The 24,480-nt window shown below is 59.4% G+C and carries 23 protein-coding genes; 19 read left to right on the top strand and 4 right to left on the bottom strand.

From position 1 onward, the window contains the following. Positions 1 to 52: 52 nt before the first annotated feature. Genes alaS through nusB form a run of 12 tightly spaced genes read left to right on the top strand, consistent with a single transcriptional unit; the run spans position 53 to position 11,725 of the window. Positions 53 to 2,743, top strand: a complete 2,691-nt coding sequence (gene alaS, locus L1C91_RS00915; protein ID WP_234857577.1) for an alanine--tRNA ligase — start codon at positions 53 to 55, stop codon at positions 2,741 to 2,743. A 23-nt stretch (positions 2,744 to 2,766) separates the two neighbouring features. Continuing rightward, complete coding sequence (gene ruvX, locus L1C91_RS00910; RefSeq protein ID WP_234857576.1) at positions 2,767 to 3,306, top strand: Holliday junction resolvase RuvX; 540 nt, start codon at positions 2,767 to 2,769, stop codon at positions 3,304 to 3,306. After that, positions 3,299 to 4,483, top strand: a complete 1,185-nt coding sequence (mltG, locus tag L1C91_RS00905; protein WP_234857575.1) for an endolytic transglycosylase MltG — start codon at positions 3,299 to 3,301, stop codon at positions 4,481 to 4,483. Before ruvX ends, mltG begins: the two co-directional genes overlap by 8 nt. Positions 4,484 to 4,518: 35 nt before the next feature. Next, positions 4,519 to 5,454, top strand: coding sequence for a shikimate dehydrogenase (locus L1C91_RS00900; RefSeq protein ID WP_419178684.1), 936 nt, complete (start codon positions 4,519 to 4,521; stop codon positions 5,452 to 5,454). A gap of 3 nt (positions 5,455 to 5,457) precedes the next feature. Then, a complete protein-coding gene (locus tag L1C91_RS00895; RefSeq protein ID WP_234857574.1) occupies positions 5,458 to 5,991 on the top strand; it encodes a prepilin peptidase in 534 nt (177 codons plus the stop codon). 5 nt (positions 5,992 to 5,996) lie between these two features. After that, positions 5,997 to 7,217, top strand: a complete 1,221-nt coding sequence (gene aroC, locus L1C91_RS00890; protein ID WP_234857573.1) for a chorismate synthase — start codon at positions 5,997 to 5,999, stop codon at positions 7,215 to 7,217. Between the two features lie 22 nt (positions 7,218 to 7,239). Then, positions 7,240 to 7,794 (top strand): shikimate kinase, encoded by a 555-nt coding sequence (locus L1C91_RS00885; protein WP_234857572.1) that lies wholly within the window; start codon positions 7,240 to 7,242, stop codon positions 7,792 to 7,794. Further along, on the top strand, positions 7,781 to 8,857 hold the full coding sequence (aroB, locus tag L1C91_RS00880; RefSeq protein ID WP_234857571.1) for a 3-dehydroquinate synthase: 1,077 nt from the start codon (positions 7,781 to 7,783) through the stop codon (positions 8,855 to 8,857). Before L1C91_RS00885 ends, aroB begins: the two co-directional genes overlap by 14 nt. Before the next feature lie 44 nt (positions 8,858 to 8,901). Continuing rightward, on the top strand, positions 8,902 to 9,339 hold the full coding sequence (gene aroQ / locus L1C91_RS00875; protein WP_234857570.1) for a type II 3-dehydroquinate dehydratase: 438 nt from the start codon (positions 8,902 to 8,904) through the stop codon (positions 9,337 to 9,339). A 39-nt stretch (positions 9,340 to 9,378) separates the two neighbouring features. Then, positions 9,379 to 10,491 carry an aminopeptidase P family protein gene (locus L1C91_RS00870; RefSeq protein WP_234857569.1) on the top strand — a complete coding sequence of 371 codons (1,113 nt, stop codon included), beginning with the start codon at positions 9,379 to 9,381 and terminating at the stop codon, positions 10,489 to 10,491. Positions 10,492 to 10,538: 47 nt separating this feature from the next. Continuing rightward, the gene (gene efp, locus L1C91_RS00865; RefSeq protein ID WP_020976343.1) at positions 10,539 to 11,102 is read left to right on the top strand and encodes an elongation factor P; all 564 of its coding nucleotides are present in this window, start codon (positions 10,539 to 10,541) and stop codon (positions 11,100 to 11,102) included. Positions 11,103 to 11,119: 17 nt separating this feature from the next. Next, the gene (gene nusB, locus L1C91_RS00860; RefSeq protein ID WP_234857568.1) at positions 11,120 to 11,725 is read left to right on the top strand and encodes a transcription antitermination factor NusB; all 606 of its coding nucleotides are present in this window, start codon (positions 11,120 to 11,122) and stop codon (positions 11,723 to 11,725) included. 103 nt (positions 11,726 to 11,828) lie between these two features. Here the strand turns inward: nusB and L1C91_RS00855 are convergent, their stop codons facing one another. From L1C91_RS00855 to L1C91_RS00845, 3 genes are read right to left on the bottom strand one after another with little or no spacing between them, the layout of a single operon-like run. After that, positions 11,829 to 12,326 (bottom strand): YbjN domain-containing protein, encoded by a 498-nt coding sequence (locus L1C91_RS00855; protein ID WP_234857567.1) that lies wholly within the window; start codon positions 12,324 to 12,326, stop codon positions 11,829 to 11,831. Continuing rightward, positions 12,323 to 12,826, bottom strand: a complete 504-nt coding sequence (locus L1C91_RS00850; RefSeq protein WP_234857566.1) for a YbjN domain-containing protein — start codon at positions 12,824 to 12,826, stop codon at positions 12,323 to 12,325. The genes L1C91_RS00855 and L1C91_RS00850 overlap by 4 nt, the downstream gene beginning before the upstream one ends. Then, positions 12,816 to 14,270: a TIGR01777 family oxidoreductase gene (locus L1C91_RS00845; RefSeq protein ID WP_234857565.1), complete on the bottom strand. Its 1,455-nt coding sequence runs from the start codon at positions 14,268 to 14,270 to the stop codon at positions 12,816 to 12,818. Before L1C91_RS00845 ends, L1C91_RS00850 begins: the two co-directional genes overlap by 11 nt. Positions 14,271 to 14,414: 144 nt before the next feature. On the opposite strand from L1C91_RS00845, the gene pyrR reads away from it, so the two are divergent. From pyrR to pyrF, 6 genes are read left to right on the top strand one after another with little or no spacing between them, the layout of a single operon-like run. Next, positions 14,415 to 15,032, top strand: coding sequence for a bifunctional pyr operon transcriptional regulator/uracil phosphoribosyltransferase PyrR (gene pyrR, locus L1C91_RS00840; protein ID WP_234857564.1), 618 nt, complete (start codon positions 14,415 to 14,417; stop codon positions 15,030 to 15,032). Further along, positions 15,032 to 15,985, top strand: a complete 954-nt coding sequence (locus L1C91_RS00835; RefSeq protein ID WP_234857563.1) for an aspartate carbamoyltransferase catalytic subunit — start codon at positions 15,032 to 15,034, stop codon at positions 15,983 to 15,985. Before pyrR ends, L1C91_RS00835 begins: the two co-directional genes overlap by 1 nt. Positions 15,986 to 15,987: 2 nt before the next feature. Further along, positions 15,988 to 17,412: a dihydroorotase gene (locus L1C91_RS00830; RefSeq protein WP_234857562.1), complete on the top strand. Its 1,425-nt coding sequence runs from the start codon at positions 15,988 to 15,990 to the stop codon at positions 17,410 to 17,412. Then, a complete protein-coding gene (carA, locus tag L1C91_RS00825; RefSeq protein WP_234857561.1) occupies positions 17,409 to 18,575 on the top strand; it encodes a glutamine-hydrolyzing carbamoyl-phosphate synthase small subunit in 1,167 nt (388 codons plus the stop codon). The genes L1C91_RS00830 and carA overlap by 4 nt, the downstream gene beginning before the upstream one ends. After that, the gene (gene carB, locus L1C91_RS00820; RefSeq protein ID WP_234857560.1) at positions 18,576 to 21,959 is read left to right on the top strand and encodes a carbamoyl-phosphate synthase large subunit; all 3,384 of its coding nucleotides are present in this window, start codon (positions 18,576 to 18,578) and stop codon (positions 21,957 to 21,959) included. Beyond that, positions 21,959 to 22,804, top strand: a complete 846-nt coding sequence (gene pyrF, locus L1C91_RS00815; protein ID WP_234857559.1) for an orotidine-5'-phosphate decarboxylase — start codon at positions 21,959 to 21,961, stop codon at positions 22,802 to 22,804. Before carB ends, pyrF begins: the two co-directional genes overlap by 1 nt. A 74-nt stretch (positions 22,805 to 22,878) precedes the next feature. On the opposite strand, the gene L1C91_RS00810 is transcribed toward pyrF, so the two are convergent. Next, on the bottom strand, positions 22,879 to 23,787 hold the full coding sequence (locus L1C91_RS00810; RefSeq protein WP_234857558.1) for an AEC family transporter: 909 nt from the start codon (positions 23,785 to 23,787) through the stop codon (positions 22,879 to 22,881). 368 nt (positions 23,788 to 24,155) lie between these two features. Between L1C91_RS00810 and mihF the strand changes: the two genes are divergently transcribed. Further along, positions 24,156 to 24,476, top strand: coding sequence for an integration host factor, actinobacterial type (mihF, locus tag L1C91_RS00805; protein ID WP_020976331.1), 321 nt, complete (start codon positions 24,156 to 24,158; stop codon positions 24,474 to 24,476). The last annotated feature ends 4 nt before the right edge of the window (positions 24,477 to 24,480 follow it).

The following is a 24,480-nucleotide window of genomic DNA, read 5'->3' as shown; positions in this document are numbered from 1 at the left end:
TAGTGCCGTTATATGTTGGCAACGACCTACCCCAAAGCGAGGACTATTCGCCGTGCAGACCCATGAGATCCGGGAACGCTTTATCCAACACTTCGTTAAGGCTGGACACCAGGAGGTCCCCAGTGCCTCCCTCATCCTTGACGACCCGAACCTTCTGTTCGTCAACGCCGGCATGGTGCCTTTCAAGCCCTACTTCCTCGGCCAGCAAAACCCGCCTTTCCCCAACGGCACCGCCACAAGCATTCAAAAATGTGTCCGTACCCTGGACATCGAAGAAGTAGGCATTACCACCCGCCACAACACCTTCTTCCAGATGGCTGGTAACTTTTCCTTCGGGCAGTACTTCAAGGAAGGCGCAATCACCCATGCGTGGGGACTTCTGACTGGCAGCCTTGAAGAAGGCGGTTTCGGCCTCGACCCGGAACGCCTCTGGGTCACGGTTTACCTCGACGACGACGAGGCGGCGGACATTTGGGAAAAGAAGATCGGACTGCCGGCCGATCGCATCCAACGCCTCGGAATGGCCGACAACTACTGGTCCATGGGCATCCCCGGCCCCTGCGGACCCTGCTCGGAAATTTATTATGACCGCGGCCCCGAGTACGGCAAAGAAGGCGGCCCCATCGCCGATGACAACCGATACATGGAGATTTGGAACCTAGTGTTCATGCAGAATGAACGCGGTGCAGGTATCGGTAAAGACAATTTTGAAATTCTCGGTCCCCTGCCGAAGAAAAACATCGATACTGGTCTTGGTGTGGAACGTGTCGCCTGCATTCTCCAAAACGTCGACAACGTGTACGAAACCGACCTTCTGCGCCCCGTCATCGACGAGGCAGAGAAGCTAACCGGCTCCACATACGGCGCCAAGCATGAAGACGACATCCGCTTCCGAGTGATCGCCGACCACTCCCGCACGGCGATGATGCTCATCCTAGACGGCGTTGTTCCCGGCAACGAGGGGCGCGGTTACATCCTCCGTCGTCTGCTGCGTCGCATCATTCGCTCCGCGCGACTACTCGGTGCACAAGGCGCGACCATGAAGCAGTTCATAACGACCATCATGGACACCATGACGCCGTCCTACCCCGAGATCGCTGACAACCGCGAGCGCATCCTCCAGGTCGCCGTCAACGAAGAAAAAGCCTTCCTGCGCACACTCGAATCCGGCACGCACCTGTTTGAACAGGTCGCCGCATCCACATCTGCTGAAGGCAGCACTGTGGTCCCCGGTGAGCAAGCGTTCACCCTGCACGACACCTATGGCTTCCCGATCGACCTCACGATGGAGATGGCAGCAGAAGCCGGCCTTACCGTCGACCGTGACGGCTTTGAAAAACTCATGGCCGAACAGGTCGCCCGCGCTAAGGCAGACTCCCGCGCCAAGAAGCATGGCCACACCGATCTCAGCCTGTACCGAGAGTGGGTTGATGAGCATCCCACCCGCTTCGTCGGGTTCGACACCCTCAGCAATGACGCCCGTGTGCTTGGTCTCGTCAAGGGCGGTGCAAAGACCTCCGAGGTGACCGCCGGCGACGAGGTTGAGGTCATCCTGGATGAATCCTCGCTGTACGCGGAAGCCGGCGGCCAGTTGGGTGACCGTGGGCTTATTCGCACCGGCGATGGCCTGGTCCGTATTAACGACGTTCAAAAAATCGGCAAAAAGCTGTGGATTCATAAGGGTGTCGTCGAGGACGGCCACCTGGAGGTCGGCCACCAGGTTCGTGCCGAGGTTGACCCCGCGTGGCGTCACGCAGCACGCCAGGCGCACTCCGGCACACACCTGATCCATGCGGCGCTTCGCCAGGTTCTGGGGCCCACTGCGGTACAGGCAGGTTCCTTGAACAAGCCGGGTTACCTACGCTTCGACTTCAACTATGCGGAAGCCTTGACGCCTTCGCAGCTTGAAGAGATCCAGGCCATCACCAACCAGGCTGTCGATACCGACTACCAGGTAAACACCATCGAGACCTCTCTGGAAGAGGCCAAGGCCATGGGTGCCATGGCGCTGTTTGGCGAGAACTACGGCGACATTGTCCGCGTGGTCGAAATCGGTGGGCCGTTCTCTATGGAGCTGTGTGGCGGTACCCACGTGGCTCATTCTTCACAGATCGGCCCTGTGGCAGTGCTGGGTGAGAGCTCCGTCGCGTCTGGTGTGCGCCGCATTGAGGCGTACTCCGGCCTGCATTCCTTTGACTATCTGGCCAAGGAACGGGCGCTGGTCAACGGTGTAGCCGGAATGCTGAAGACACCCAGCGAAGAACTCCCCGAGCGCATTGCGCAGCTGACGGACAAGCTCAAGGCTGCAGAGAAGAAGATCGCCGAGCTCGGTCGCCAGCAGTTGCTCTCTCAAGCATCCCGCTACCTGGATGACGCACGAGTGGTCGGCAACGTCACCTTGGTTTCTGCGATCGTGGAAAATGCCGCAGATGCCGGCGATCTTCGCCAGCTGGCCACCGACTTGAAGGGACGCTTGGCTGCTCGCAACGACACCGCTGTGATCGTTCTCGGATCCAGCAACGGGGAGAAGCTCCCCTTCGTGGTCGCGGCAACCCCCGCTGCCGTCGAAGCAGGAGTCAAGTCCGGTGACTTGGTCAAACTTGTTGGTGGTTACGTCAATGGTCGTGGTGGCGGTAAGCCCGACATGGCCCAAGGCTCCGGTTCAGCTGCTGGCATCGATGATGTTACTGCGGCCTTCCGCACAGCTTTTGACGCGGTAGCAGACGCACTCGCAACCTTCTAGCCGCAACCTGAGGATTGTTAACGATGAGCCGAGGCCGTAAGCACACGTTCCCAACGCCCGACACTCCCGGCGCAGGCGACCCAGGTAGGGGCCGCAGGATTGGCATCGACGTCGGCTCCGTGCGCATCGGCGTAGCCTATTCCGATCGTGATTGCTTGATGGCTAACCCTTTGGAAACTGTTCAGGCAGGGCCCCACGCCGCTGATCGAGTCGCCGAACTCATCCGCACCTACGAGGCAGTGGAGGTGATCATCGGCCTTCCACGTACGTTGAAAGGGCGTGGTTCTGACAGCGTCAACAAAGCGGTTGAGTTTGCTGATGCTTTGAAAAAAGCACTTGAGCAGCGTGGTGTAGGTCCCATACCTAGCCGGTTTGCAGATGAGCGCCTGACCACAGTGATTGCCCAACAGGCCCTCAAAACCTCTGGGCGCAGTCAAAAGAAGGGCCGGGCGGTCATCGACCAGATCGCGGCTACTGCCATCCTGCAGCATTGGCTGGATTCTCGCTCCCGCTATCTCGCACAACAGTCCACCGCGGAAAGGTCCATCGATACCCATGAATAGCAACTCGCCCAAGCGGCAAACGATCAGTATGCATCCAGTGCATGTGAAGCGGCGGCAGCGCGGACTTGCGGTGATCATCGCGACCCTCATTGTGCTTATCGGCGCGACAATCTACATCGCAGTGGAGCGTTCCAACGTGAGAAACCCTGGTGATTTCGAAGGCGATGGCAATGGGGTAGTGGAGATGGTCGAGGTCGAACCCGGTTCCTCTGTCAGCGCCGTCGGTCCCGAGCTTGAACAACGCGGGATTGTTAAGTCCAATGCCGCGTTCCAGAGTGCTGCCGCTAATGAGCCGAAGGCCGCACAGGTGCCACCAGGGGTGTATCGCCTGCAGCAGCACATGTCCGCTGCCGCTGCAGTGGCCGCATTTGTTAACCCGGCCAACAGGGTGAAGTCTCTGGATATCGCCAACGGGGCCACATTGATGGATGTTCGTGTGGTTGGAGGCAGCGTCCGACCCGGTATTTTTAGCCAGATTCACGACGTCATGTGCGCCCAGGCACCCGATAATTGCCTGAGCGTAGATGAACTCGAAGACGTCGCGGCCAATGTTGATCCGGCCGCGCTCGGTGCACCGCAGTGGGCACTAGAAAAGGTTCGCGCCCAGGGCGCTAACCCGCGCCGTTTGGAGGGTTTGATTGAACCCGGCGAGTATGTGTTGTCGCCCAATTCAACTGCCCAAGAGATCCTCACGCAGCTACTGACTGCCTCGACCAAGTCCTACAACGAGACAAACATTGTGGAGCGCGCGCAGGCCATTGGCTTGACCCCCTACGAGTTGTTGACCGCGGCGTCATTGGTGGAGCGTGAGGCCCCTGCGGGAGACTTCGACAAGGTTGCCCGCGTGATCCTCAACCGCTTGGACGAGGACATGCAACTGGAATTCGACTCGACGGTTAACTACGACCTCGAAGACCAAGAGGTAGCAACCACCGACGAGGATCGGGCCCGCGAGACCCCGTGGAATACCTACGCCAAGGTGGGGCTGCCGGATACTCCGATCGCTTCCCCCTCCTTGGATGCTATTAAGGCGATGGAAAACCCGGCCGATGGCGATTGGTTGTTCTTCGTGACCGTTGATCAGAAGGGCATGACGGAATTTAACCGCACCTTCGAAGAGCATCAGCAGGCGACCCAGAAGTCAATCGACAACGGTGTGTTGGATTCCAACCGCTAGATTCGCGCGCGTCTGCGGCAGGATACACTTTTGTCATGTCGACAGCTTCGGATGATCTTTTTCAATTGATGACGCCGCGTCGGGCTGCGGTGCTCGGTAGCCCGATTGCTCATTCATTGTCACCGTTGCTGCATAACGCCGGCTATGCAGCAGCGTGCATTGAGTCCCAGTGGTCATATGGTCGCGTGGAGCACACGGGGGAGGGACTCTCGGGTTTCCTTGAGGGACTTGGGCAAGAGGTTCGGGGTCTGTCTGTGACCATGCCGGCAAAATTCGCCGCATTGGAGTGCGCCGATCACGTCAGCGATGTGGCCCGTACGGTGGGTGCTGCGAACACGCTGGTGCGGGATGGCTCGGGGTGGTTTGCCACCAATACTGACGTCGCGGGCGTACGTGGCGCGATTGAGGAACTGTGGTCGTGTGCTGAGCGAGATGCGAAAGGCGCTGCTGTTCAGGAGCTGCGTGGTTCCAGGGTCGTTGTGGTGGGTGGGGGCGGGACGGTCCGGCCGGTGTTGTTCAGCCTGGGCATTGATTTTCGCGTTGGCGAAGTCGACGTCATTAATCGGAGCGATAAATCGGCAGATTTACGTGACGTCGTCGAGGCCGCTGGGCTGAACATGCGTTTCCACACTTTCGATCAGTTGTGCTTGTCTGGGGCTGAACCCTCGCAGGGCCAGCAAGGGTTGGCAGAGTTGGTCAAGGGCGCAGCACTGGTGGTTTCTACGGTGCCTTCCGCTGCGTTGAAGGGCTTGGAGCAGGACTTGGCGCAGGCCCCGGTATTCGATGTCATCTACGACCCGTGGCCCACCCCGCTGGTGCTCGCGGCTCGCGCAGCTGGGTGGCCTGCTGTGGGCGGTCACGCGATGCTTGCCCACCAGGCTTTTGAGCAATTCGAGTTGTTCACCGGGGTGGATGCCCCGAGGGCTGCGATGCGTGCAGCGTTGGATCACCACCTGGGCACTGCGGGGTAGTTCGTGGATGTTCCTGGGTGGGTGTTGGCGGGGGCGGCGGCCTGTGTGGTGGTGTGGGCCGTCGTGCTTAGTGCTTATGACATCATGCGTAGGCGTTTGCCGAATATCGGAACATACACCGGGGCGGTTGTCGCGCTCGTTGCGTCAGTGGGTACGGGCAATCCACGGTGGCTGCTCGGCGGCCTGGCGTGGGCTGGCCTGTACGCGTTGATGCGCGCTCTAAGCCGCCTGCGCAGTCGGGTGCGAAGGACTAGCCGCCGCGCTCGCCGTGCCGCAGCGTATTCGTCTGCGTTCGGGTTGGGCGACATTAAACTCGGTTTTTCTACCGGTACCTTGGCCGCCGCCGTGTCACCCGAAGCTGTGGTAGTAGCAATCGTTGCGGCACAACTGTTGACGGTGATTGTGGGTGTAGTGACGCGCAGGGCAACTGTCGCCCACGGACCTATGATGCTGCTGGCTGCACTGGGCGTGGCGGCCTACGGGTTAGGGTGGGGAGCCCCCGTTGATGCGCTCGCCCCGGGCTTCGTGAGACAATAGCGGACATGCTTCGATGGACAACTGCCGGCGAATCGCACGGACAAGCACTCATCACCACGATCGAGCACATGCCTGCAGGTGTTCCCGTTACCCGGGAGGACATCTCTTATCAGCTTGCGCGCCGCAAGTTGGGTTATGGGCGCGGTGCTCGCATGAAGTTTGAGGCCGACGAGCTCACCCTTCTGGCGGGCATTCGTCATGGTCTGACCTTGGGTAGCCCCATTGCGATCATGATCGGTAACACCGAGTGGCCCAAGTGGACGACCATCATGTCACCCGATCCGATCGACATGGAGGATCCCGATGTCCGCGCGGCGATGGAGTCTGGTCGCGGCGCGTCGCTGACACGGCCTCGCCCGGGTCATGCTGACTTTTCCGGCATGCTGAAGTACGGCTTTGACGAGGCCCGCCCGGTGTTGGAGCGTGCTTCTGCTCGCGAGACCGCCGCCCGCGTCGCCGCAGCAACAGTCGCTCGCAATTTCTTGCGCGAGACTTTGGGCGTTGAGGTTTTCAGCCACGTGTTGTCAATTGGCCGCTCCGAGCCTTATGCCGGGCCGACTCCGACTTTTGATCAGCTTGAAGCCATCGACAGTTCACCGGTGCGCGCCGCAGATGCGGCAGCGGAGCAGTCCATGGTGGAGCAGATCGAGGTGGCGAAGAAGGCCGGCGATACTCTCGGCGGCATTGTCGAGGTTGTTGTCGATGGCCTGCCGATTGGCCTGGGGTCGCATATCAGCGGCGAGGATCGTTTGGATGCCCAGCTTGCTGCTGCCGTCATGGGCATTCAGGCGATTAAGGGTGTGGAGATCGGCGACGGTTTCGAGGAAGCTCGGCGTCGCGGCTCTGAGGCTCATGATGAGATGGTGCGTACTGATGACGCCGCGTCGGTTACGCGTTTGAGCAACCGTGCAGGCGGGCTGGAAGGCGGAATGACTAATGGTCAGCCACTTATCGTGCGTGCTGCGATGAAGCCCATCTCTACGGTGCCCCGTGCGTTGAAGACGGTGGACATGGCCACTGGGCAGCCCGCGTCTGCGATTCATCAGCGCTCTGATGTGTGCGCCGTTCCTGCCGCTGGCGTTGTGGCGGAGGCGATGGTCGCGTTGGTGCTGGCGCGCGCTGTGCTCGCCAAGTTTGGGGGCGATAGCCTCGACGAAACTCGCCGAAATATTAATAGCTATCTTGAGGAAACTGATCGTCGTCTCCGTTTCGATAACGGTGCATAGGTCCTCCTAGGAGTGATGGAAGATGCCCAAACCTGTAGTGGTGTTGGTCGGCATGCCGGGCTCTGGCAAGACGACTATTGGTCGTCGTTTGGCCACGGCGCTCAATGTGGCCTGTGTTGATTCTGATGTGTTGATCGAGCGGCGTTTTTCCTCCCCTTGTTCCGAGGTGTTCAGCTCTTTGGGCGAGGAGAAATTCCGCGAGGTCGAGGCGGAGGTTATTGCCGAGGCCTTGACGATCGGTGGTGTGTTGTCTTTGGGCGGCGGGGCGGTGCTTACTGAAAGTACCCGTGAACTGTTGTTGGATCATGACGTCGTGTGGATCGACGTCAGCGTGGAGGAAGGTGTTCGTCGCACAGCTAACGACACCTCCCGTCCCGTGCTGGCGGCCGCTGATCCGAAGGCCCGTTACCGTGCACTTCACGAGCAACGGCGCCCGTTGTATTCCGCCGTTGCGGGTTACCGGGTGCGCACCGATGGCAAGCGCCCGCAGGCGATTGTTGCCGATATCCTCGCGCAACTTGATGCCGTGAAAGACTCCCTCAAAGATTCAGTAAAGGACGACCATGCCGATCGTTAATGTTAGGTCCGCTTCTGCCTACGAGGTGGTTATCGACCATGGCTTGGCGCCGCGCATCGCTGAGTGTGCTGCCAAGGCCCCGGGTGCAACCAAGGTGGCTATCATTCACCAACCGGGCGGGGCTACTGACCTATTGTCTCGGCTAGAGGCGGCCATCCAACACAACGGTTTGGAATGCCATATGCTGCCCATCCCCGACGCAGAGGCCGCGAAAACCGTTGCTACCTGCGCCACCCTGTGGGACGCTTTGGGCGCTGCGGGCTTTGGGCGACGCGACGTCATTATTGGTTTTGGTGGGGGAGCGGCCACAGACCTTGCCGGGTTCGTCGCAGCAACCTGGATGCGTGGAATCAAGGTGATCCAGGTACCGACCACGCTGCTGGCAATGGTTGACGCCGCGGTCGGCGGGAAGACAGGAATCAACACAGCGGCAGGTAAAAACCTCGTCGGTTCCTTCCACGAGCCCTATGCGGTGTTTATTGACCTTGATGCCATCGCAACCCTGCCGAAGGACGAACTCGTTGCCGGTTCGGCGGAGATCATCAAGACCGGTTTCATCGCAGATCCAGTGATTTTGGAACGTTACGAATCCGACCCACAGGCCTGCCTGCGTGTTGATGGCTACCTGCCGGAATTGATCGAACGCAGCGTGTCGGTGAAAGCCAGCGTTGTGGCGAGCGACCTGAAGGAATCCGGCCTTCGGGAAATCCTCAACTACGGCCACACATTCGGCCACGCCGTCGAGCTGCGGGAGAAGTTCCAATGGCGCCACGGTCGTGCTGTCGCAGTCGGGATGATGTTTGTGGCCAACCTTGCGCATGGCCGCGGCTTGATCGACGATGCTTTGCTGCAGCGGCACCGCACACTGCTCCAGGCCATAGGGCTGCCCACCACCTACGAGCAAGGCTTTTTCGAAGAGCTCTTGGACGCGATGGGCCGCGATAAGAAGAATCGCGATGGTCATATCCGCTTCGTCGCATTGACAGACGTCGGTGAAACCACCCGCATTGAGGATGCCAGCCTTGATGAACTACGCGATGCATACGCGGCCTTAGCCGACTGACCCACACATATGCCCATGAACATTTTCCAGCGTTAAGGAACCGCATGCTGATCTACGTACTCAATGGACCAAACCTCGACCGATTGGGCAAGCGCCAGCCGGACATCTACGGCAGCACCACGCTTGAGGACGTACTCGAAGGGGTACAGCAGCGAGCAGCTGAGCTCGGGGCGGAGCTTGTCTGCGTGCAAAGCAACCACGAGGGTGTCTTGATCGACGCCGTGCATGAGGCCGCCGACAAGCAGGCTGCGGTAATCATCAACCCCGGTGGTTTTACGCACACCTCGGTGGCTCTGCGTGACGCGCTGGCGGAAATTGCTGATGGTCAGGGGTTCGTGGAGGTGCATATCTCCAATGTGCATGCCCGCGAACCCTTCCGTCACCACAGTTACCTAAGCCCGATTGCCAGGGCAGTGATCGCTGGATGCGGCATTCATGGATATGAGTTAGCATTGCGTTACTTATGTGCCGAGTGCAGCTAGTGCACCACTAGCCCGCACTTTGGCCACAACTTTTAAAGAATGGACCCCACGATGACGATGCTTGCAGACACCCGTTTTTCTAACCGCCGGCGCGCCCTTGCCGCGCAATTGGCTGCGTTGCGGATCGATACGGTACTGGTCACCCACCTTAAACACGTTCGCTACCTGTCCAACTTCAGCGGCTCCAACGGTGCCGTGTTGCTTAACAAAGACCTCTCCGCAACGATCGCTACAGATGGTCGCTACCTGACGCAGATCGAAGAGGAGGTCCCCGACCTCGAAAAAGTCATCGTTACTAAAGCTGTCGACCTCGAACTGCTCAGCAGCATCGCAGGGCCCCGCAGAGTCGCCTTCGAGGCTGATTTTGTCAGCGTCAAGCAGTTGGAAGCCCTGCAGGAGGCAGCCCCCGAGGATGTCACCCTGGTGCCGATTTCCGGTGTCATCGAGGACATCCGCCTGCGCAAGGACCCTCTCGAGCTGGATCGCTTGCGTGGCGTTGCAGCGCTCGCATCCCAGGCATTTGAAGACATGCTCGCCGCAGGCGAGGTAGCTGCAGGCCGCAGCGAACGACAGGTCGCCGCCGACCTCGAGTACCGCATGCGTCTGCTCGGCGCCGAGCACCCGAGTTTCGACACCATCGTCGCTTCCGGGCCCAACTCCGCCAAACCCCACCACGGGGCAGGTGACCGCATCCTGGAGCAAGGCGACCTTGTCACGATCGACTTCGGCGCACACGACCGTGGTTTCAACTCGGACATGACCCGCACACTCGCCGTCGGCGAGCCCGATCCATTCCTCAAAGAAATTTATGACGTCGTGTTGGCCGCTCAACTAGCCGGCGTTGAGGCCTCCACACCTGGAACGCCGCTGAAGGACGTTGACGCCGCCGCCCGCGACGTCATCAATGATGCTGGTTATGGTGAGTATTTTGTTCACTCCACCGGGCATGGCATTGGTTTGGACGTACACGAAGCCCCCTATGCGTCGAACCGCAACGGCAGCGGTGAGCTCGAGCCAAGTATGACGCTAACGATCGAGCCCGGCATTTATGTGCCCGGCCGTGGGGGAGTCCGGATCGAAGACACCCTGATCATTCGTGAAGGCGCACCGGAAATCATCACGAAAGTCGGCAAAGAGCTGCGCATCGTGTAGAGTAGCCTCTTGGTTTTTTAATACTTATATAGAGGGAGTTTCAGCCAGTGGCAACCACCGCCGACTTCAAAAATGGTCTCGTGCTAAAGATCGACAACAAGCTTCAGCAGATCATCGAATTCCAGCATGTCAAGCCGGGTAAAGGCCCCGCATTCGTGCGCACCAAGCTCAAGGACGTTGTCTCCGGCAAGGTGACCGACAAGACCTTCAACGCTGGTGTGAAGGTAGAGACCGCAACGGTTGACCGCCGCGACATGCAGTACCTCTACAACGACGGCACCAGCTTCGTCGTCATGGACACCAAAACCTACGAGCAGATTGAATTGGCACCCCACCTTTTCGGTGACGCCGGCCGATTCTTGCTGGAAGAGACCACCGTCCAGGTTTCCTTCCACGAAGGTGAACCCCTTTTCGCTGAGCTCCCGATCTCCGTCGAGCTCAAGGTTGAGCACACCGATCCCGGCCTGCAGGGTGACCGCTCCACCGGCGGTACCAAGCCCGCTACCCTCGAAACCGGCGCTGAGATTCAGGTACCCCTGTTCATCGAAACCGGTAATGTTTTGAAGGTTGACACCCGCACGGGTGAGTACCTCTCGCGCGTGAACAACTAAGCGTGGAGAATTCACAGGTGGATCAACAGTCCAGCCGCGTTCCGCGGCAACGCCGCCGGGGCTCACGCTACCGCGCCCGTGCGCATGCAGTGGAGATTGTGTACGAAGCGGAGCTTCGCGATATCGACCCTGTGGCTATCGTCCAGGATCGCGAGACTCTGTCCTCGCTTCCGATTCCCGAGACCGCTCCGGTACGCCCCTACACCAGAGAAATTGTGACCGGGGTAGCGACCGAGTTGGATGCTGTGGACGACGCTATTTCGGCGCACTTGTCCGCTGAGTGGACTTTGGAACGCATTCCCGCCATGGACCGTGCTATCTTGCGCGTGTGTGCTTGGGAACTGCTGTATAACAACGAGGTCGATGCGGCGGTGTCGCTGACCGAAGCGGTGGAGCTTGCTACCCAGTACTCCACTGCGGTTGCACCTGACTACGTCAATGCTGTGCTTGATGCGATGGCTAAACGCAGCGATGAGGTTGTCGATGCGCGTGCCTTGAATACCGTCTCCGAACTACCGGGGGAATTTGAGGCAGGCGATGTTGAGCTTGTCGAGGCCGCTGAGCCAGCCGATCAAGACGCTCTACCTGACGCGGATGCCTCGGAACCGCATCCTGAGGACTGATAGAAGCGAAAGCATCTAAAGGCCCTAGCTAGGTAACTAGTTAGGGCCTTTAGCGTCGAGGCTCCTGGCCTCAGTGGACCAAGAAGCCGTAGGAGCTATTGGTTTAGTCTGTGGTGCGTAGTGCTTGAATCGCCTGCTCCAGGCGCTGCTGGATCAGTAGCGTGTAGTCAACGCTTGAGCGCAGGGCTTGGATGAGCTGTTGATCGTTCATCCCGGCACCGACAATTGTTTCCCGTTCGACTCGAAGCAGCAGGTTGTCCGCCCTATCGAAAATGCAGCATTTCGCCCCGAATTCCATTGCGTTGGCTTGGTTGCATGCTAGGTAGGGGACAGGGTCGCCTTCTTGGCTCGGGATGTCTAACTGACGGTCTGCCCTGACAACGAGAAATGCGCCACCCATGAGCGCGAAGCACATGTTGTACCCGTTGAGGTTAGCGGTGGCCACTTCGGCGTTCATGACCTCTGGGGCATCGGGCTGTTCAACCTCGTGGGTCTGGAGGGTCACTCCGAAGCTTTCCATGGCCTCGCACAGACGCTGCATGGTGACTTCGACGTTTCCTGGGGTGCTGGCCAAGCCAGACGTAGCGTGAGGGTCAGTCATGGTTTTTTCTGTCCTTTAGCATCGGCTGGGTTGATGGCGTTGGGCAATTGGGTTTCAAGCCACGCGCAACACCGCCGCCCAAGTTCAATAGTGGTTGTAATGAATGCGCCGAGTTGGTTGTCGCTCAACCCTGCATCGACGATCGCCGAGCGGTGCATGCGTAACGCGAGGTAGCCTGCGTGATCACCGCCGGGTTCGATGAAGTGCAGGGCTGGTGTGATGTTGTGGAGGTTCCATTCGTTGCATGCCGCGAGTACCAGGGGTGCGTCTTGCGCTGGCACGGCGCTAGACCACACGGCTTCGCTAACCAACTGCTGGGGCTGTTGCGGAATGTCTAGAACGGAGAAACCGAAGGTGACCTCCGGATATGCGTAGGCCACGGTGGTCCCACTGAGCGTCGCGGTGACACCCAGTTTGTCTGCGAATGCGCGGACGCGGGCAGCGTCGACCGGGGTGCAGGCATCGGCGTGCGTGCTGTCATTGGTGGCGTCAGTCGGCATGGGTGCCTTCCTTATCGTGGTGCAGTAGTTCTTCGCCCCCAAGCTCGTGGGCGAGGCAGGTTTCAATAGTGCTGTGGCGGAACTGGTGACCGAGGTCGTTGAGGCGTTCTGGGAGCACGCGTTGGTTCGCCAGTGCGAGTTCTTCTGCCCCCTCGGTTCCAAGAAGCAGCTTGGGGCCGATCGAGGGAATGGGAATGATGGTCGGTCGCTTCAGTTCGGCGCCAAGTGCCGCGACCATTTCAGTATTGGGCACGGGATTGGGTGCGGTAGCGTTTATTGGCCCCTCGAGCGCGGGGTCTATGGCTGCCCGCATGTAAATGTCGGTTAGGTCATCCAAGCTGATCCAGGAAAACCATGGGTTACGCTCACCAAAAGGCCCACCCAAACCGGCGCTGAACAGCATTTTGAGCACTGCGAGCACTCCGCCGTTGGCTGCTAGAACGACGCCTGTACGAATGTTAACGACGCGTTTACCAGCCTCGCGGGCGGGGTCGCAGGCGGCTTCCCAATCCTTAAATACTGTGGCGAGAAAACCTTCGCCGGGCTCAGAGTTTTCAGTGAGTTTTTCTTCGCCCCTGTCTGCACCATAGAAAACGATCGCACTGGCGCATACCATCGTGGCGCAGCGAGGACTCGATGCGACGACTTCAGCGAGCTTGGCGGTGGGGTATACCCGGGAATCGTAGATGGCCTTTTTGTGCTCATCGTTGAAACGACCGAGCAGCGGTTCGCCAGCGAGGTGGATCAGGACGTCGACATCATCGAGAAGATCTGGGTCGGGGCGCTGGGGGTTCCAATGGCGTTGTCCAGGTTTGGCATCGCCTCGAACCAGCTGAATGACTTTGTGCCCGGCTGTGGTGAGTTGAGCTGTCAGCGCGCGGCCAACCAAACCCCGCGAGCCGGTGACAGCAACGGTCAGCGGCCGAAGACTGTGATTATCGGGTAGACCCAGTGACAACACAGAGGGCAGTGCCTCGGAGTCAGTTGAGGGATCAGCGTACATGGACTCTGGTGCGGTCGCGTTTATGCGCGCTAGAGCGTTGAGGTCGCCGACCAGTGCGTGCTGGCGGAAGGCAAACAGACTCTTGAGTGCCTGTGCCGGTACTCGCGTGCTCACGCTGTCGGTGATGGTGGTGCCGTGGGGCCCTTCATCTTTAAAGGTGTGGACGTGGCGCCACTGGGAGAAAAGCTTAATTGGCGCACTGGTGCAGACGTCGACGAATCGATGGCCTTTTCGGTAGCCCGCTAATTCATGCTGTGCATCCCAGACGAGTCCGGCCGGCAGACTGAATCGGGTGAGACCGCTGGCTAGGTTGTCTGCTTGTTGAACCGGCTGCATAGGCACGTTGCGTGGGGTTAGTCTGACGACTGCCCCTGGCATGCTGTGCCAGTCCCATACGATGTTGCGCGGGTAGGGGATGAAGTGGCTGGTTTCGATACTCACCCCACCCATTGTGCACGAAAGCGTGCGGGGCGTGGGCAGGCACACACAAAGATGGGGTGGTTAGAGTACGCCTGTGCTGATAATGTTGGATGCTGTCAGACATCCTTTAACGGACCGCACTGAGAGGCGGGGAAGGAGGTCACGATGAGCGACATTGAACGTGTCGATGTCACTGAGCTGCTGTCTGCAGATGATGTGTCTCGAACGATCGCGCGCATCGCGCACCAAATTATAGAAAAGACTGCTCTCGACGCCCATGGCGCAGGGAAAGTCGTGTTGTTGGGTATTCCCTCTGCGGGTGTTCCCTTGGCCCGCCGTTTGGCGGATAAAATTTCGGAATTTTCGGGGGTGGATGTTCCGACTGGGGCAATTGATGTCACCTTGTATCGTGACGATCTGCGTTCAAAACCCCACCGCGCTTTGCAGCCGACGTACATTCCGGATTGTGGAGTGGATGGCGTCACGGTCGTCTTGGTCGATGACGTGCTGTACTCGGGACGCACGATTCGCGCGGCTTTAGATGCGCTGCGTGACGAGGGACGTCCTGAAGAGATCCAGCTCGCCGTGCTCGTGGATAGGGGACACCGCCAACTACCCATCCGCGCAGATTACGTGGGCAAAAATATTCCTACTTCCCGTGCTGAAGACGTTGAGGTCCGCCTGGAAGAGATCGATGGTGATGACGCCGTGGTGCTGCTGCGGCACTCCGCACGATCGGCCGGCGATAGCTGCGAGGCACAACAGAATCGAGAACAGCTCTGATGAAACACCTGCTTAACATTGGGGATCTGTCAGCCGATGAAATCATCGGCTTGATGGATGAGGCCGATCGCTTCCGCGAAGCTTTGTCAGATCGGGAGGTTAAGAAGCTTCCGACCTTGCGTGGCCGCACGATCTTTACCCTCTTCTACGAAAACTCGACGCGAACCCGTTCCTCTTTTGAAACTGCGGGAAAGTGGATGAGCGCGGATGTGATCAACATTTCTGCTTCCTCTTCTTCCGTAAAAAAAGGCGAGTCACTCAAAGACACCGGCCTGACGTTGCGCTCTATCGGGGCAGATGCGATTATCATCCGCCACCCTTCTTCCGGTGCCGCCCAGCAATTGTCTGAGTGGGTGGTTGATCCAGCGACAGGCGTGGGACCCAGCGTGATTAACGCCGGTGATGGCGCGCACCAGCATCCAACCCAGGCTTTGCTGGATGCGGTCACCATGCGTCAGCGTCTCGGCCGCATCGAGGGCCTCAAGGTAGTTATTGTGGGCGATTGCTTGCATTCGCGGGTTGTTCGTTCCAACGTTGACCTTTTGACTACCCTCGGCGCGGAAGTCGTGCTGGTCGCACCCCCGACGTTGATGCCCGCAGGGGTGGAAACCTGGCCGGTGCGCACCAGTTTCGACATGGACTCAGAGCTTCATGACGCCGATGTGGTGATGATGTTGCGTGTGCAGCAGGAGCGCATGCTGGGTGGTTTCTTCCCCTCACATCGCGAATACGCAACGCTGTATGGGCTGTCCAAAGAGCGTTTGGCACGACTGCAGCCACACGCTGTGGTGATGCACCCCGGCCCGATGCTGCGCGGTATGGAAATTAACTACGCGGTGGCTGACGCCCCGCAATCTGCAGTGCTACAACAGGTAAACAATGGCGTGCATGTCCGCATGGCCGTGTTGTTTAGCTTGCTTGTCGGCGGAAACACCAGCGAAGGGACCTTCTAGTAATGAACACAGCAGATTCGCAACCAGTCGGCAAGAGCAACGCCGATAACGCAGCATCCTACCCAGCTACTGGCACCTTGGCTGCCCCCTTTGCCGGCACCGTGTTGATCCGCAACGTTAAACCCTACGGTGAGACCGACGGCGTCAATATTGTCATTGAAGATGGCGTGATCACCGATGTCGACGCCGCGTCGGATACTCAGGCTGATCGCGTCATCGAAGGCAAGGGCGCGGTATTGTTGCCCGGCCTGGTCGACATTCACGTTCACCTGCGCGAGCCAGGCCGGGAAGACACCGAAACCATTGCAACCGGTTCCGCAGCCGCAGCCAAGGGCGGATTCACAGCGGTGTTCACCATGGCTAACACCATCCCCGTCATGGACCAGCCGATTATCGCGGAATCCGTGTGGGCCAAAGGCCAACAGATCGGACTGTGCGACGTTCACCCCGTCGGCTCCATTACTAAAGGTCTGCAAGGTAAAGAGCTCACTGAATTCGGCATGATGGCTCGCTCCGAAGCCAAGGTGCGCATGTTCTCCGACGACGGTCTCTGCGTGGCTAACCCGCAGCTCATGCGTCGCGCGATTGAGTATTCCCGCGCTGCCGATGTGTTGCTCGCCCAACACTGCGAAGAACCTCATCTGACTGAGGGGGCAGTAGCTCACGAAGGCGACATGGCGGCACGTCTTGGCCTTCGCGGTTGGCCGCGTGCAGCTGAGGAAATGATCGTCGCCCGCGACGCGCTACTCGGCCGGGACTACGGAGGCCGCGTACATATCTGCCATGCCTCCACCACCGGAACCGTCGAACTCCTCAAATGGGCCAAGAGCCAAGGCATCTCATTGACCGCTGAGGTGACACCGCACCACTTGATCCTCACCGACCAGCGCCTAGACACCTACGATGGCGTTAATCGCGTCAACCCACCCCTGCGTGAAGAGCACGACACCATCGCTCTGCGGGAAGCGCTGCTTGACGGCACCATCGACTGCGTCGCAACCGACCACGCGCCCCACGGCAGCGAAGACAAGTGCTGCGAATTCGAAAAGGCCCGCCCAGGCATGCTCGGGCTGGAAACCTCTCTGGCCATCATCGCTGACCTCTTCGTCAAGCAGGGTCTTGCTGACTGGCGTTTCGTAGCGAAGGTCATGTCTGAGCGACCCGCCGAAATCGTTCGCCTGCCCGGCCATGGTCGACCGATTGCAGTGGGGGAGCCCGCGAACCTCACCCTTGTCGACCCCAACCACACGTGGGTTGCCAACGGCGAAGATATGCGCTCGAAGTCCAACAACACGCCTTACGAGGGCATGGAATTTAGCACCCGCGTTACCGCCACGGTGCTTCGCGGACACGTGACATACAGCCTCGAAGACGACCAGCAGGCTCAGGCCGAAGCAGAACCGCGAGTAGAAGGAAAATTGCAGTGAGTGCCCAGCACAACCAGAAAGATGACACAGTGACAGACAAGTTCACCCCCGCGATCGTGGTTCTCGCCAACGGCAAAACCTACCGGGGCTTCGCCTTCGGTGCGCAAGGCACAACACTCGGTGAAGCAGTCTTCACCACCGGCATGACCGGTTACCAGGAAACCATGACGGACCCGTCCTACCACCGTCAGATCGTCGTGTGCACCGCACCACAGATCGGTAATACTGGCTGGAATGATGAAGATGGCGAATCCCGTAACGACCAGATTTGGGTTGCTGGCCTAGTTATCCGCGACCTAGCCCAGCGCGTATCCAACTGGCGTTCTGCGCGTAGCCTCGAAGAGGAGATGAGGGCGCAGGGCATTATCGGTATCCGCGGCGTCGATACCCGAGCACTCACCCGTGCGCTGCGCACCGAGGGCTCCATCGCGGCTGGTATTTTCAGCGGCCAGGACGCTGCGCGCAGCGAGGAAGAACTACTTGAGATCGTGCGCTCCCAACCCTCGATGCAGGGCGCCGATCTGGCTGGTGATGTGTCTGCTGACGACACCTACATCGTCGAACCAGAAGGCGAAGCCCGCTTCACCGTGGTCGCCTTCGACATGGGCATCAAAACCAACACGCCCCGTAATTTTGCCGCTCGCGGTATCCGCACCGTAGTTGTTCCTGCCAATACCGACTTTGACAAGATCAAGGAACACAACCCGGACGGCGTCTTTGTCTCCAATGGCCCTGGCGACCCAGCAACTGCCGACGCCATGGTCGACGTGGTTCGGGAAGTTCTCGCAGCCAAAATTCCTTTCTTTGGCATCTGCTTCGGCAACCAGATCCTCGGCCGAGCACTTGGCATGGAAACCTACAAACTCAAGTTCGGCCACCGCGGCATTAACGTGCCGGTGATAAACCACCTCACGGGCAAGATCGACATCACCGCCCAAAACCACGGTTTTGCACTTAAGGGCAAGGCTGGCGAAGTGTTCGACACTGACTTCGGCCCTGCACAAGTGACCCACACCTGCCTCAATGACGACGTCGTTGAGGGCGTCGCCCTTGTCGATGGCAGCGCTTACTCGGTGCAGTACCACCCAGAAGCCGCCGCGGGCCCCCACGACGCAAACCCCTTGTTCGACCAATTCATCGCCCTCATGGAAGGTGCCAAGTAAATGCAGAAACGCAACGACATCAACCACGTTCTCGTCATCGGTTCTGGCCCGATCGTCATCGGCCAAGCCTGCGAATTCGACTACTCCGGCACCCAAGCCTGCCGAGTGCTCAAAGAAGAAGGCCTGCGGGTCACGCTGATCAACTCCAACCCGGCGACGATCATGACCGACCCGGAGTTCGCCGACCACACCTATGTCGAACCCATCCAGCCGGAATACATCGAGAAGATCTTCGAGCGCGAAATCGAGCAAGGGCACCCCATCGATGCGGTGCTCGCAACCCTCGGCGGGCAGACAGCTCTCAACGCAGCCATCGCACTCGATCGCCGCGGCAGCCTGAAGAAGTACAACGTTGAACTCATCGGTGCCGACATCGACGCCATCGAACGTGGTGAAGACCGTCAGAAGTTCAAAGATATTGTCGCCAAGATCGGTGGAGAATCCGCACGGTCCCGGGTCTGCCACAACATGGAAGAAGTCCGTGAAACCGTTGCAGAACTTGGTCTGCCGGTCGTGGTTCGTCCCTCGTTCACCATGGGTGGTCTAGGCTCAGGCCTTGCCTTTACGGATGAAGATCTCGAACGCATCGCAGGTGGTGGCCTCGCAGCCTCCCCCGAAGCCAACGTTCTGATTGAGGAATCCATCCTTGGTTGGAAGGAATACGAGCTCGAGTTGATGCGCGACGCCAACGACAACTGCGTCGTGGTCTGCTCCATCGAAAACGTGGATGCACTTGGCGTGCACACCGGCGACTCCGTCACCGTCGCCCCCTCCATGACCCTGACCGACCGTGAGTTCCAGATCATGCGTAACCAGGGCATCGCTATTCTTCGAGAGGTTGGTGTGGACACAGGTGGTTGCAACATCCAGTTCGCCATCAACCCCACAGATGGCCGTCTGATCACTATCGAGATGAACCCGCGCGTGTCGCGTTCCTCCGCCCTGGCTTCCAAGGCCACCGGCTTCCCGATCGCAAAAATCGCCGCGAAGCTAGCCATTGGTTACACCCTTGATGAGATCACCAACGACATCACTGGTGTAACCCCTGCAGCCTTCGAACCCACACTCGACTATGTCGTCGTCAAGGCGCCTCGCTTCGCCTTTGAAAAATTCGTCGGCGCAGACGACACCCTGACCACAACGATGAAGTCCGTGGGTGAAGCCATGGCCTTGGGCCGCAACTACATTGCCGCTCTCGGCAAGGTCATGCGTTCGCTGGAAAACAAGCAGAATGGTTTCTGGACGGTTCCCGACGAAAGCTTCGCAGGGGAGCGCGCCGGAGACAAAGCCGCTGTGCTTGAAGACCTCAAGCGTCCTACCGAAGGGCGCCTCTACGATGCTGAGCTAGCGCTACGCCTTGGCGCTACCGTCGATGAGGTTTACGAGGCCTCAGGCATCGACCCGTGGTTCCTCGCTGAACTGAAGAATCTGGTCGATTTCCGACAGGTGCTTATCGACGCCCCCGTTCTTGACCAGGATCTGCTGCGCACCGCAAAGTACTTCGGCCTGTCCGATAAGCAAATTGCCGCTTTGCGCCCAGAATTTGCAGGCGAAGACGGCGTGCGCCGCCTGCGCTGGTCCCTGGGTATTCGTCCGGTATTCAAGACCGTCGACACCTGTGCCGCCGAGTTCGAAGCCAAGACCCCTTACCACTACTCGGCCTACGAGCTTGATCCCGCTGCGGAATCTGAGGTCGCCCCCCAGACCGAGCGTGAGAAGGTCATCATCCTCGGCTCCGGCCCCAACCGCATCGGCCAAGGCATCGAGTTCGACTACTCCTGTGTCCACGCAGCACTCGAGCTGTCCCGCGTTGGCTACGAGACCGTCATGGTCAACTGCAACCCCGAGACCGTCTCCACCGACTACGACACCGCTGATCGTCTCTACTTCGAGCCCTTGACGTTCGAGGACGTCATGGAGGTCTACCATGCTGAGTGCGAGTCTGGCACAGTGGCTGGCGTCATCGTTCAGCTCGGCGGCCAAACCCCGCTTGGGCTAGCAGAGCGCCTGCGCGACGCAGGCGTTCCCGTAGTCGGCACCAGCCCCGAAGCCATCGACCTCGCCGAAGACCGTGGTGAATTTGGTGAAGTTCTGCGCAAGGCGCAACTTCCCGCGCCAGCATTCGGCACCGCGACGTCATTTGCAGAAGCAAAGGCAGTGGCCGAAGGCATCGGCTACCCGGTGCTCGTGCGCCCCTCCTACGTTCTTGGCGGCCGCGGGATGGAAATTGTCTACGATGAGGCCTCACTCGAGGACTACATCAACCGCGCAACCGAAATCACCTCTGACCACCCGGTCCTAGTCGACCGCTTCCTGGACAACGCTATCGAGATCGACGTCGACGCCCTCTGCGACGGGGAGACCGTCTACCTCGCCGGCGTGATGGAGCACATCGAGGAAGCCGGTATTCACTCCGGTGACTCCGCGTGCGCCCTGCCTCCGATGACGCTCGGTGAAGAAGACATCGAAAACGTGCGCCGTTCCACCGAGGCCCTGGCTCATGGCATCGGGGTGAAGGGCTTGATGAACGTCCAGTTCGCTCTGAAGGACGACATCCTCTACGTCATCGAGGCCAACCCCCGCGCATCGCGCACCGTGCCCTTCGTCTCCAAGGCGACGGGTGTGCCGCTAGCCAAGGCAGCATCGCGCATCATGCTCGGTGCGACCATTCCTGAGCTTCAGGCGGAGGGCATGATTCCCACCGATCACGACGGTGGCTCCCTGCCGCTGGATGCACCCATCGCGGTGAAAGAAGCGGTGCTGCCCTTCAACCGTTTCCGCACGTGGGAAGGCCACATGCTGGACACCTTGCTCAGCCCTGAGATGAAGTCCACCGGTGAGGTCATGGGCCTGGCAGACAACTTCGGTGCCGCATATGCTAAGGCTGAAGCCGGTGCCTATGGCGCGCTGCCCACCGAGGGCACAGTGTTTGTCTCCGTCGCTAACCGCGACAAGCGCACCTTGATTTTCCCAATCCAGCGTCTTGCTGCTTTGGGCTTCCGCATGCTGGCCACCGCCGGTACCGCCCGTATGCTGCGCCGCAATGGTGTCGAGTGTGAAACCGTGTTCAAGCAGTCCGACATCAAGCGCATGCAAGAGTCCGGAGAGAACCCAGACGCACGCTCCATCGTCGACATCATCAAGGCCGGCGAAGTGGATCTGATCCTCAACACGCCCGCTGGATCCTCCGGTGCTCGCCACGACGGCTACGACATTCGCGCTGCAGCGGTCAACGGCGGCGTCACCCTGGTCACAACCGTTCAGGGCGTCACAGCAGCTGTGCAGGGTATTGAGGCCCTGCGCGCCGGTGACTTGTCCGTTCGCGCTTTGCAGGAGATCGACCACTCCGGCGACAAAGCCCCCGAGGAACAGGTGCAGGCCTAATGTCGGGGCACACTGTCACTTTTGGTGATCGTCTTGTTGAGCTAGCCGGCAAGCGGGGTGGCCGGCTGTGCGTCGGCATCGATCCTCATGCTGCGCTGCTCGAAGCGTGGGGATTGGGTGTTGACGTCGCGGGCTTACGCACCTTCACCCAGATCTGCGTGGAGGCATTCAAAGACACCGCGGCTTTCGTCAAACCCCAAGTGGCTTTCTATGAGACCTTCGGCAGCCAAGGGTTCGCGGTGTTGGAGCAAGCTATCGCAGACCTGCGGGAAGCCGGCGCCTTGGTTGTCGCCGATGCTAAACGCGGCGACATCGGCTCGACCATGGCCGGTTATGCGACGGCCTGGCTGGATGACTCCAGCCCCTTGTGCAGCGATGCGGTGACTGTGTCTCCGTTCCTCGGCTACCACAGCCTGGACCCCGTGTTAGAGCAAGCGGAGGCTACCGGTCGCGGGGCATTCGTACTGGCTGCTACCTCCAACCCGGAGGGCCGTCAGGTCCAAGACACGCTCAACCCCCGCGGCGTCAGCACCTCGCAGATGATGGTTGATTGCGCGGCAGAGTCCAATGCGCCCCATAGGCAGCAGGGCAGTGTTGGCAATGTGGGCGTGGTTGTTGGCGCGACGCTGGATAATCCACCGGCGTTAGATAAGCTCAATGGGCCCATTTTGATGCCTGGTGTGGGTGCTCAGGGCGGTAGCGCGCAGGACGTCGCCCGCATTGCAGGGGACTGCGCGCACCTGGTGTTCCCGAACGTTTCCCGAGGCATCCTTAAGCACGGCCCCGATGTCGACGCTCTGCGTGCAGCCGTAGAGCAAGCAGCAGCGGACTTCCCCGTCGGGTAGAGTGCGTGCTCATCGAGCGCCCACCCAGTGCACTGTGCTGGGTGGGCGCTTGTGACGAAGGGTTGAGATGTCCGCTAGCGGCCAAACACCATCGCCACGATCAACATTGCTGGTAGAGCGATGAACGTCGACAATAAGATGACATCGCGGGCCACCACCGTCCCCTTTTGGTATGTGACGGCGTAGTTGTAGACATTTTGCGCGGTGGGCAGTGCAGCGAGGATGATGGAGGCATAGAGGGCATCGCCACGCAAGCCCAGGGCCAACGCGACGAGTGCGGAAAACACGGGCATTCCTACAACCTTCAGAGCGGTTCCGATGAGGGCAGCGCGTCTATAAGTAGGCTCAGAGAGAGGGCGGGCGTCACGCAGCGATGCTCCGAAGCTCAAAAGAATCATCGGGATGGACGCGCCGCCTAACAGGTGCAGAGGCTCCCAGATGAATTCTGGAACCGACCATTGTTCGAGCGACACCACCAGTCCAGCTGCAGTGGCTATGACGATCGGGCTGACTACTGCCTGCCTCACTGCAGCGAGAGCCTTCCCAGGAGCGATGAGCGCGAGGATAACCGGGGTAAAGACAACCAGTTGGAGCACCAAAAGGGGAGGCACGTAGGCGGCGTTGCCTAGCACGTAGATCCCAACGGGAAGACCGATGTTGTTCGAATTAACGTAAGCGGTGGATGCCGCCCCCATGACTGTGCTGCCTTTGTCGGAGGGGAACCACTTGAAGGCTAGCAACACAAAGACCCCTGCTGTGAGGATGGCGCTAAGTGCCTGCACACCGATGACGGGGGAAAACAAGTGGTGGGCGGGGGACTGTGCAACGACGGTGAACAACAGCGCAGGTGTGGCGGCGAAAAAAGCCACCCGGTTGAGCACCAACCTTTGGTCATCCCCACCGATGATGCGCAGGCGGGCGAGGACATAGCCGACAGCTATCACCGCAAAGATGATGCTAAAACCCTGGATAACGCCGATCACCCATTCAACAATAGCCTGTGGAGGGGCAGATCTAGGGGGATGCAACACGCGCGAACGCGGTGAAAAAGCGGTGAAAATGGCGGCGCAAAACCGCAGTTCAGCGACGATTTTTCAACGCAATAGAGAGTCTGAAGCAAGGCAGTGAGCTGGCATAATGGGGTAGCGACCTGTGTTTTTATGATGATGGTGCTACACTGATCCAAGCTTCGTGGAACACACCGTTGCAATTTAGATGCAATGGTCGACCTTTGACTCAAAGGCGCTATGCTGTGTGTCCGCGACGGTGCGTCCCATAAATCTTGGGCGCTCACCGCAGCTATTAACAATAATCCCCGGTTATATAACCGCAATCTAGATGGAGGAACCCCGTGGCCCTTCCCAAGTTGACCGATGAGCAGCGCAAGGAAGCCCTCGCGAAGGCCGCTGAGGCACGCAAGGCACGCGCAGAGCTGAAGGAAAAGCTCAAGCGCGGCGGCACCAACCTTAAGGAAGTTCTCGAGCAGGCTCAGACCGACGAGATCATCGGCAAGACCAAGGTGTCCGCACTGCTCGAGGCTATGCCCAAGGTAGGCAAGGTCAAGGCTAAGGAGATCATGGAGGAGCTCGAGATTGCTTCGACCCGTCGTCTTCGTGGCCTGGGCGAGCGTCAGCGCCGCGCCCTCCTCGAGCGCTTTGGCTTCGGCGAATAATTAC

The sequence above is a fragment of the Corynebacterium argentoratense genome (genome assembly GCF_021491455.1).
Lineage (GTDB): Bacteria > Actinomycetota > Actinomycetes > Mycobacteriales > Mycobacteriaceae > Corynebacterium > Corynebacterium argentoratense_A.
The sequence above is the reverse complement of the archived record's forward strand: the minus strand, read 5'-3'. Positions and strand labels throughout refer to the sequence as shown.

What these genes read in the sequence shown, in the direction of transcription:
- ruvX (WP_234857576.1), top strand. Translation starts at nt 2,767, where the DNA reads ATGAGCCGAGGCCGTAAGCACACGTTCCCAACGCCCGACACTCCCGGC.
- mltG (WP_234857575.1), top strand. Translation starts at nt 3,299, where the DNA reads ATGAATAGCAACTCGCCCAAGCGGCAAACGATCAGTATGCATCCAGTG.
- L1C91_RS00900 (WP_419178684.1), top strand. Translation starts at nt 4,519, where the DNA reads ATGTCGACAGCTTCGGATGATCTTTTTCAATTGATGACGCCGCGTCGG.
- aroC (WP_234857573.1), top strand. Translation starts at nt 5,997, where the DNA reads ATGCTTCGATGGACAACTGCCGGCGAATCGCACGGACAAGCACTCATC.
- L1C91_RS00885 (WP_234857572.1), top strand. Translation starts at nt 7,240, where the DNA reads ATGCCCAAACCTGTAGTGGTGTTGGTCGGCATGCCGGGCTCTGGCAAG.
- aroB (WP_234857571.1), top strand. Translation starts at nt 7,781, where the DNA reads ATGCCGATCGTTAATGTTAGGTCCGCTTCTGCCTACGAGGTGGTTATC.
- aroQ (WP_234857570.1), top strand. Translation starts at nt 8,902, where the DNA reads ATGCTGATCTACGTACTCAATGGACCAAACCTCGACCGATTGGGCAAG.
- L1C91_RS00870 (WP_234857569.1), top strand. Translation starts at nt 9,379, where the DNA reads ATGGACCCCACGATGACGATGCTTGCAGACACCCGTTTTTCTAACCGC.
- L1C91_RS00855 (WP_234857567.1), bottom strand. Translation starts at nt 12,326, where the DNA reads ATGACTGACCCTCACGCTACGTCTGGCTTGGCCAGCACCCCAGGAAAC.
- L1C91_RS00850 (WP_234857566.1), bottom strand. Translation starts at nt 12,826, where the DNA reads ATGCCGACTGACGCCACCAATGACAGCACGCACGCCGATGCCTGCACC.
- pyrR (WP_234857564.1), top strand. Translation starts at nt 14,415, where the DNA reads ATGAGCGACATTGAACGTGTCGATGTCACTGAGCTGCTGTCTGCAGAT.
- L1C91_RS00835 (WP_234857563.1), top strand. Translation starts at nt 15,032, where the DNA reads ATGAAACACCTGCTTAACATTGGGGATCTGTCAGCCGATGAAATCATC.
- L1C91_RS00830 (WP_234857562.1), top strand. Translation starts at nt 15,988, where the DNA reads ATGAACACAGCAGATTCGCAACCAGTCGGCAAGAGCAACGCCGATAAC.
- carB (WP_234857560.1), top strand. Translation starts at nt 18,576, where the DNA reads ATGCAGAAACGCAACGACATCAACCACGTTCTCGTCATCGGTTCTGGC.
- pyrF (WP_234857559.1), top strand. Translation starts at nt 21,959, where the DNA reads ATGTCGGGGCACACTGTCACTTTTGGTGATCGTCTTGTTGAGCTAGCC.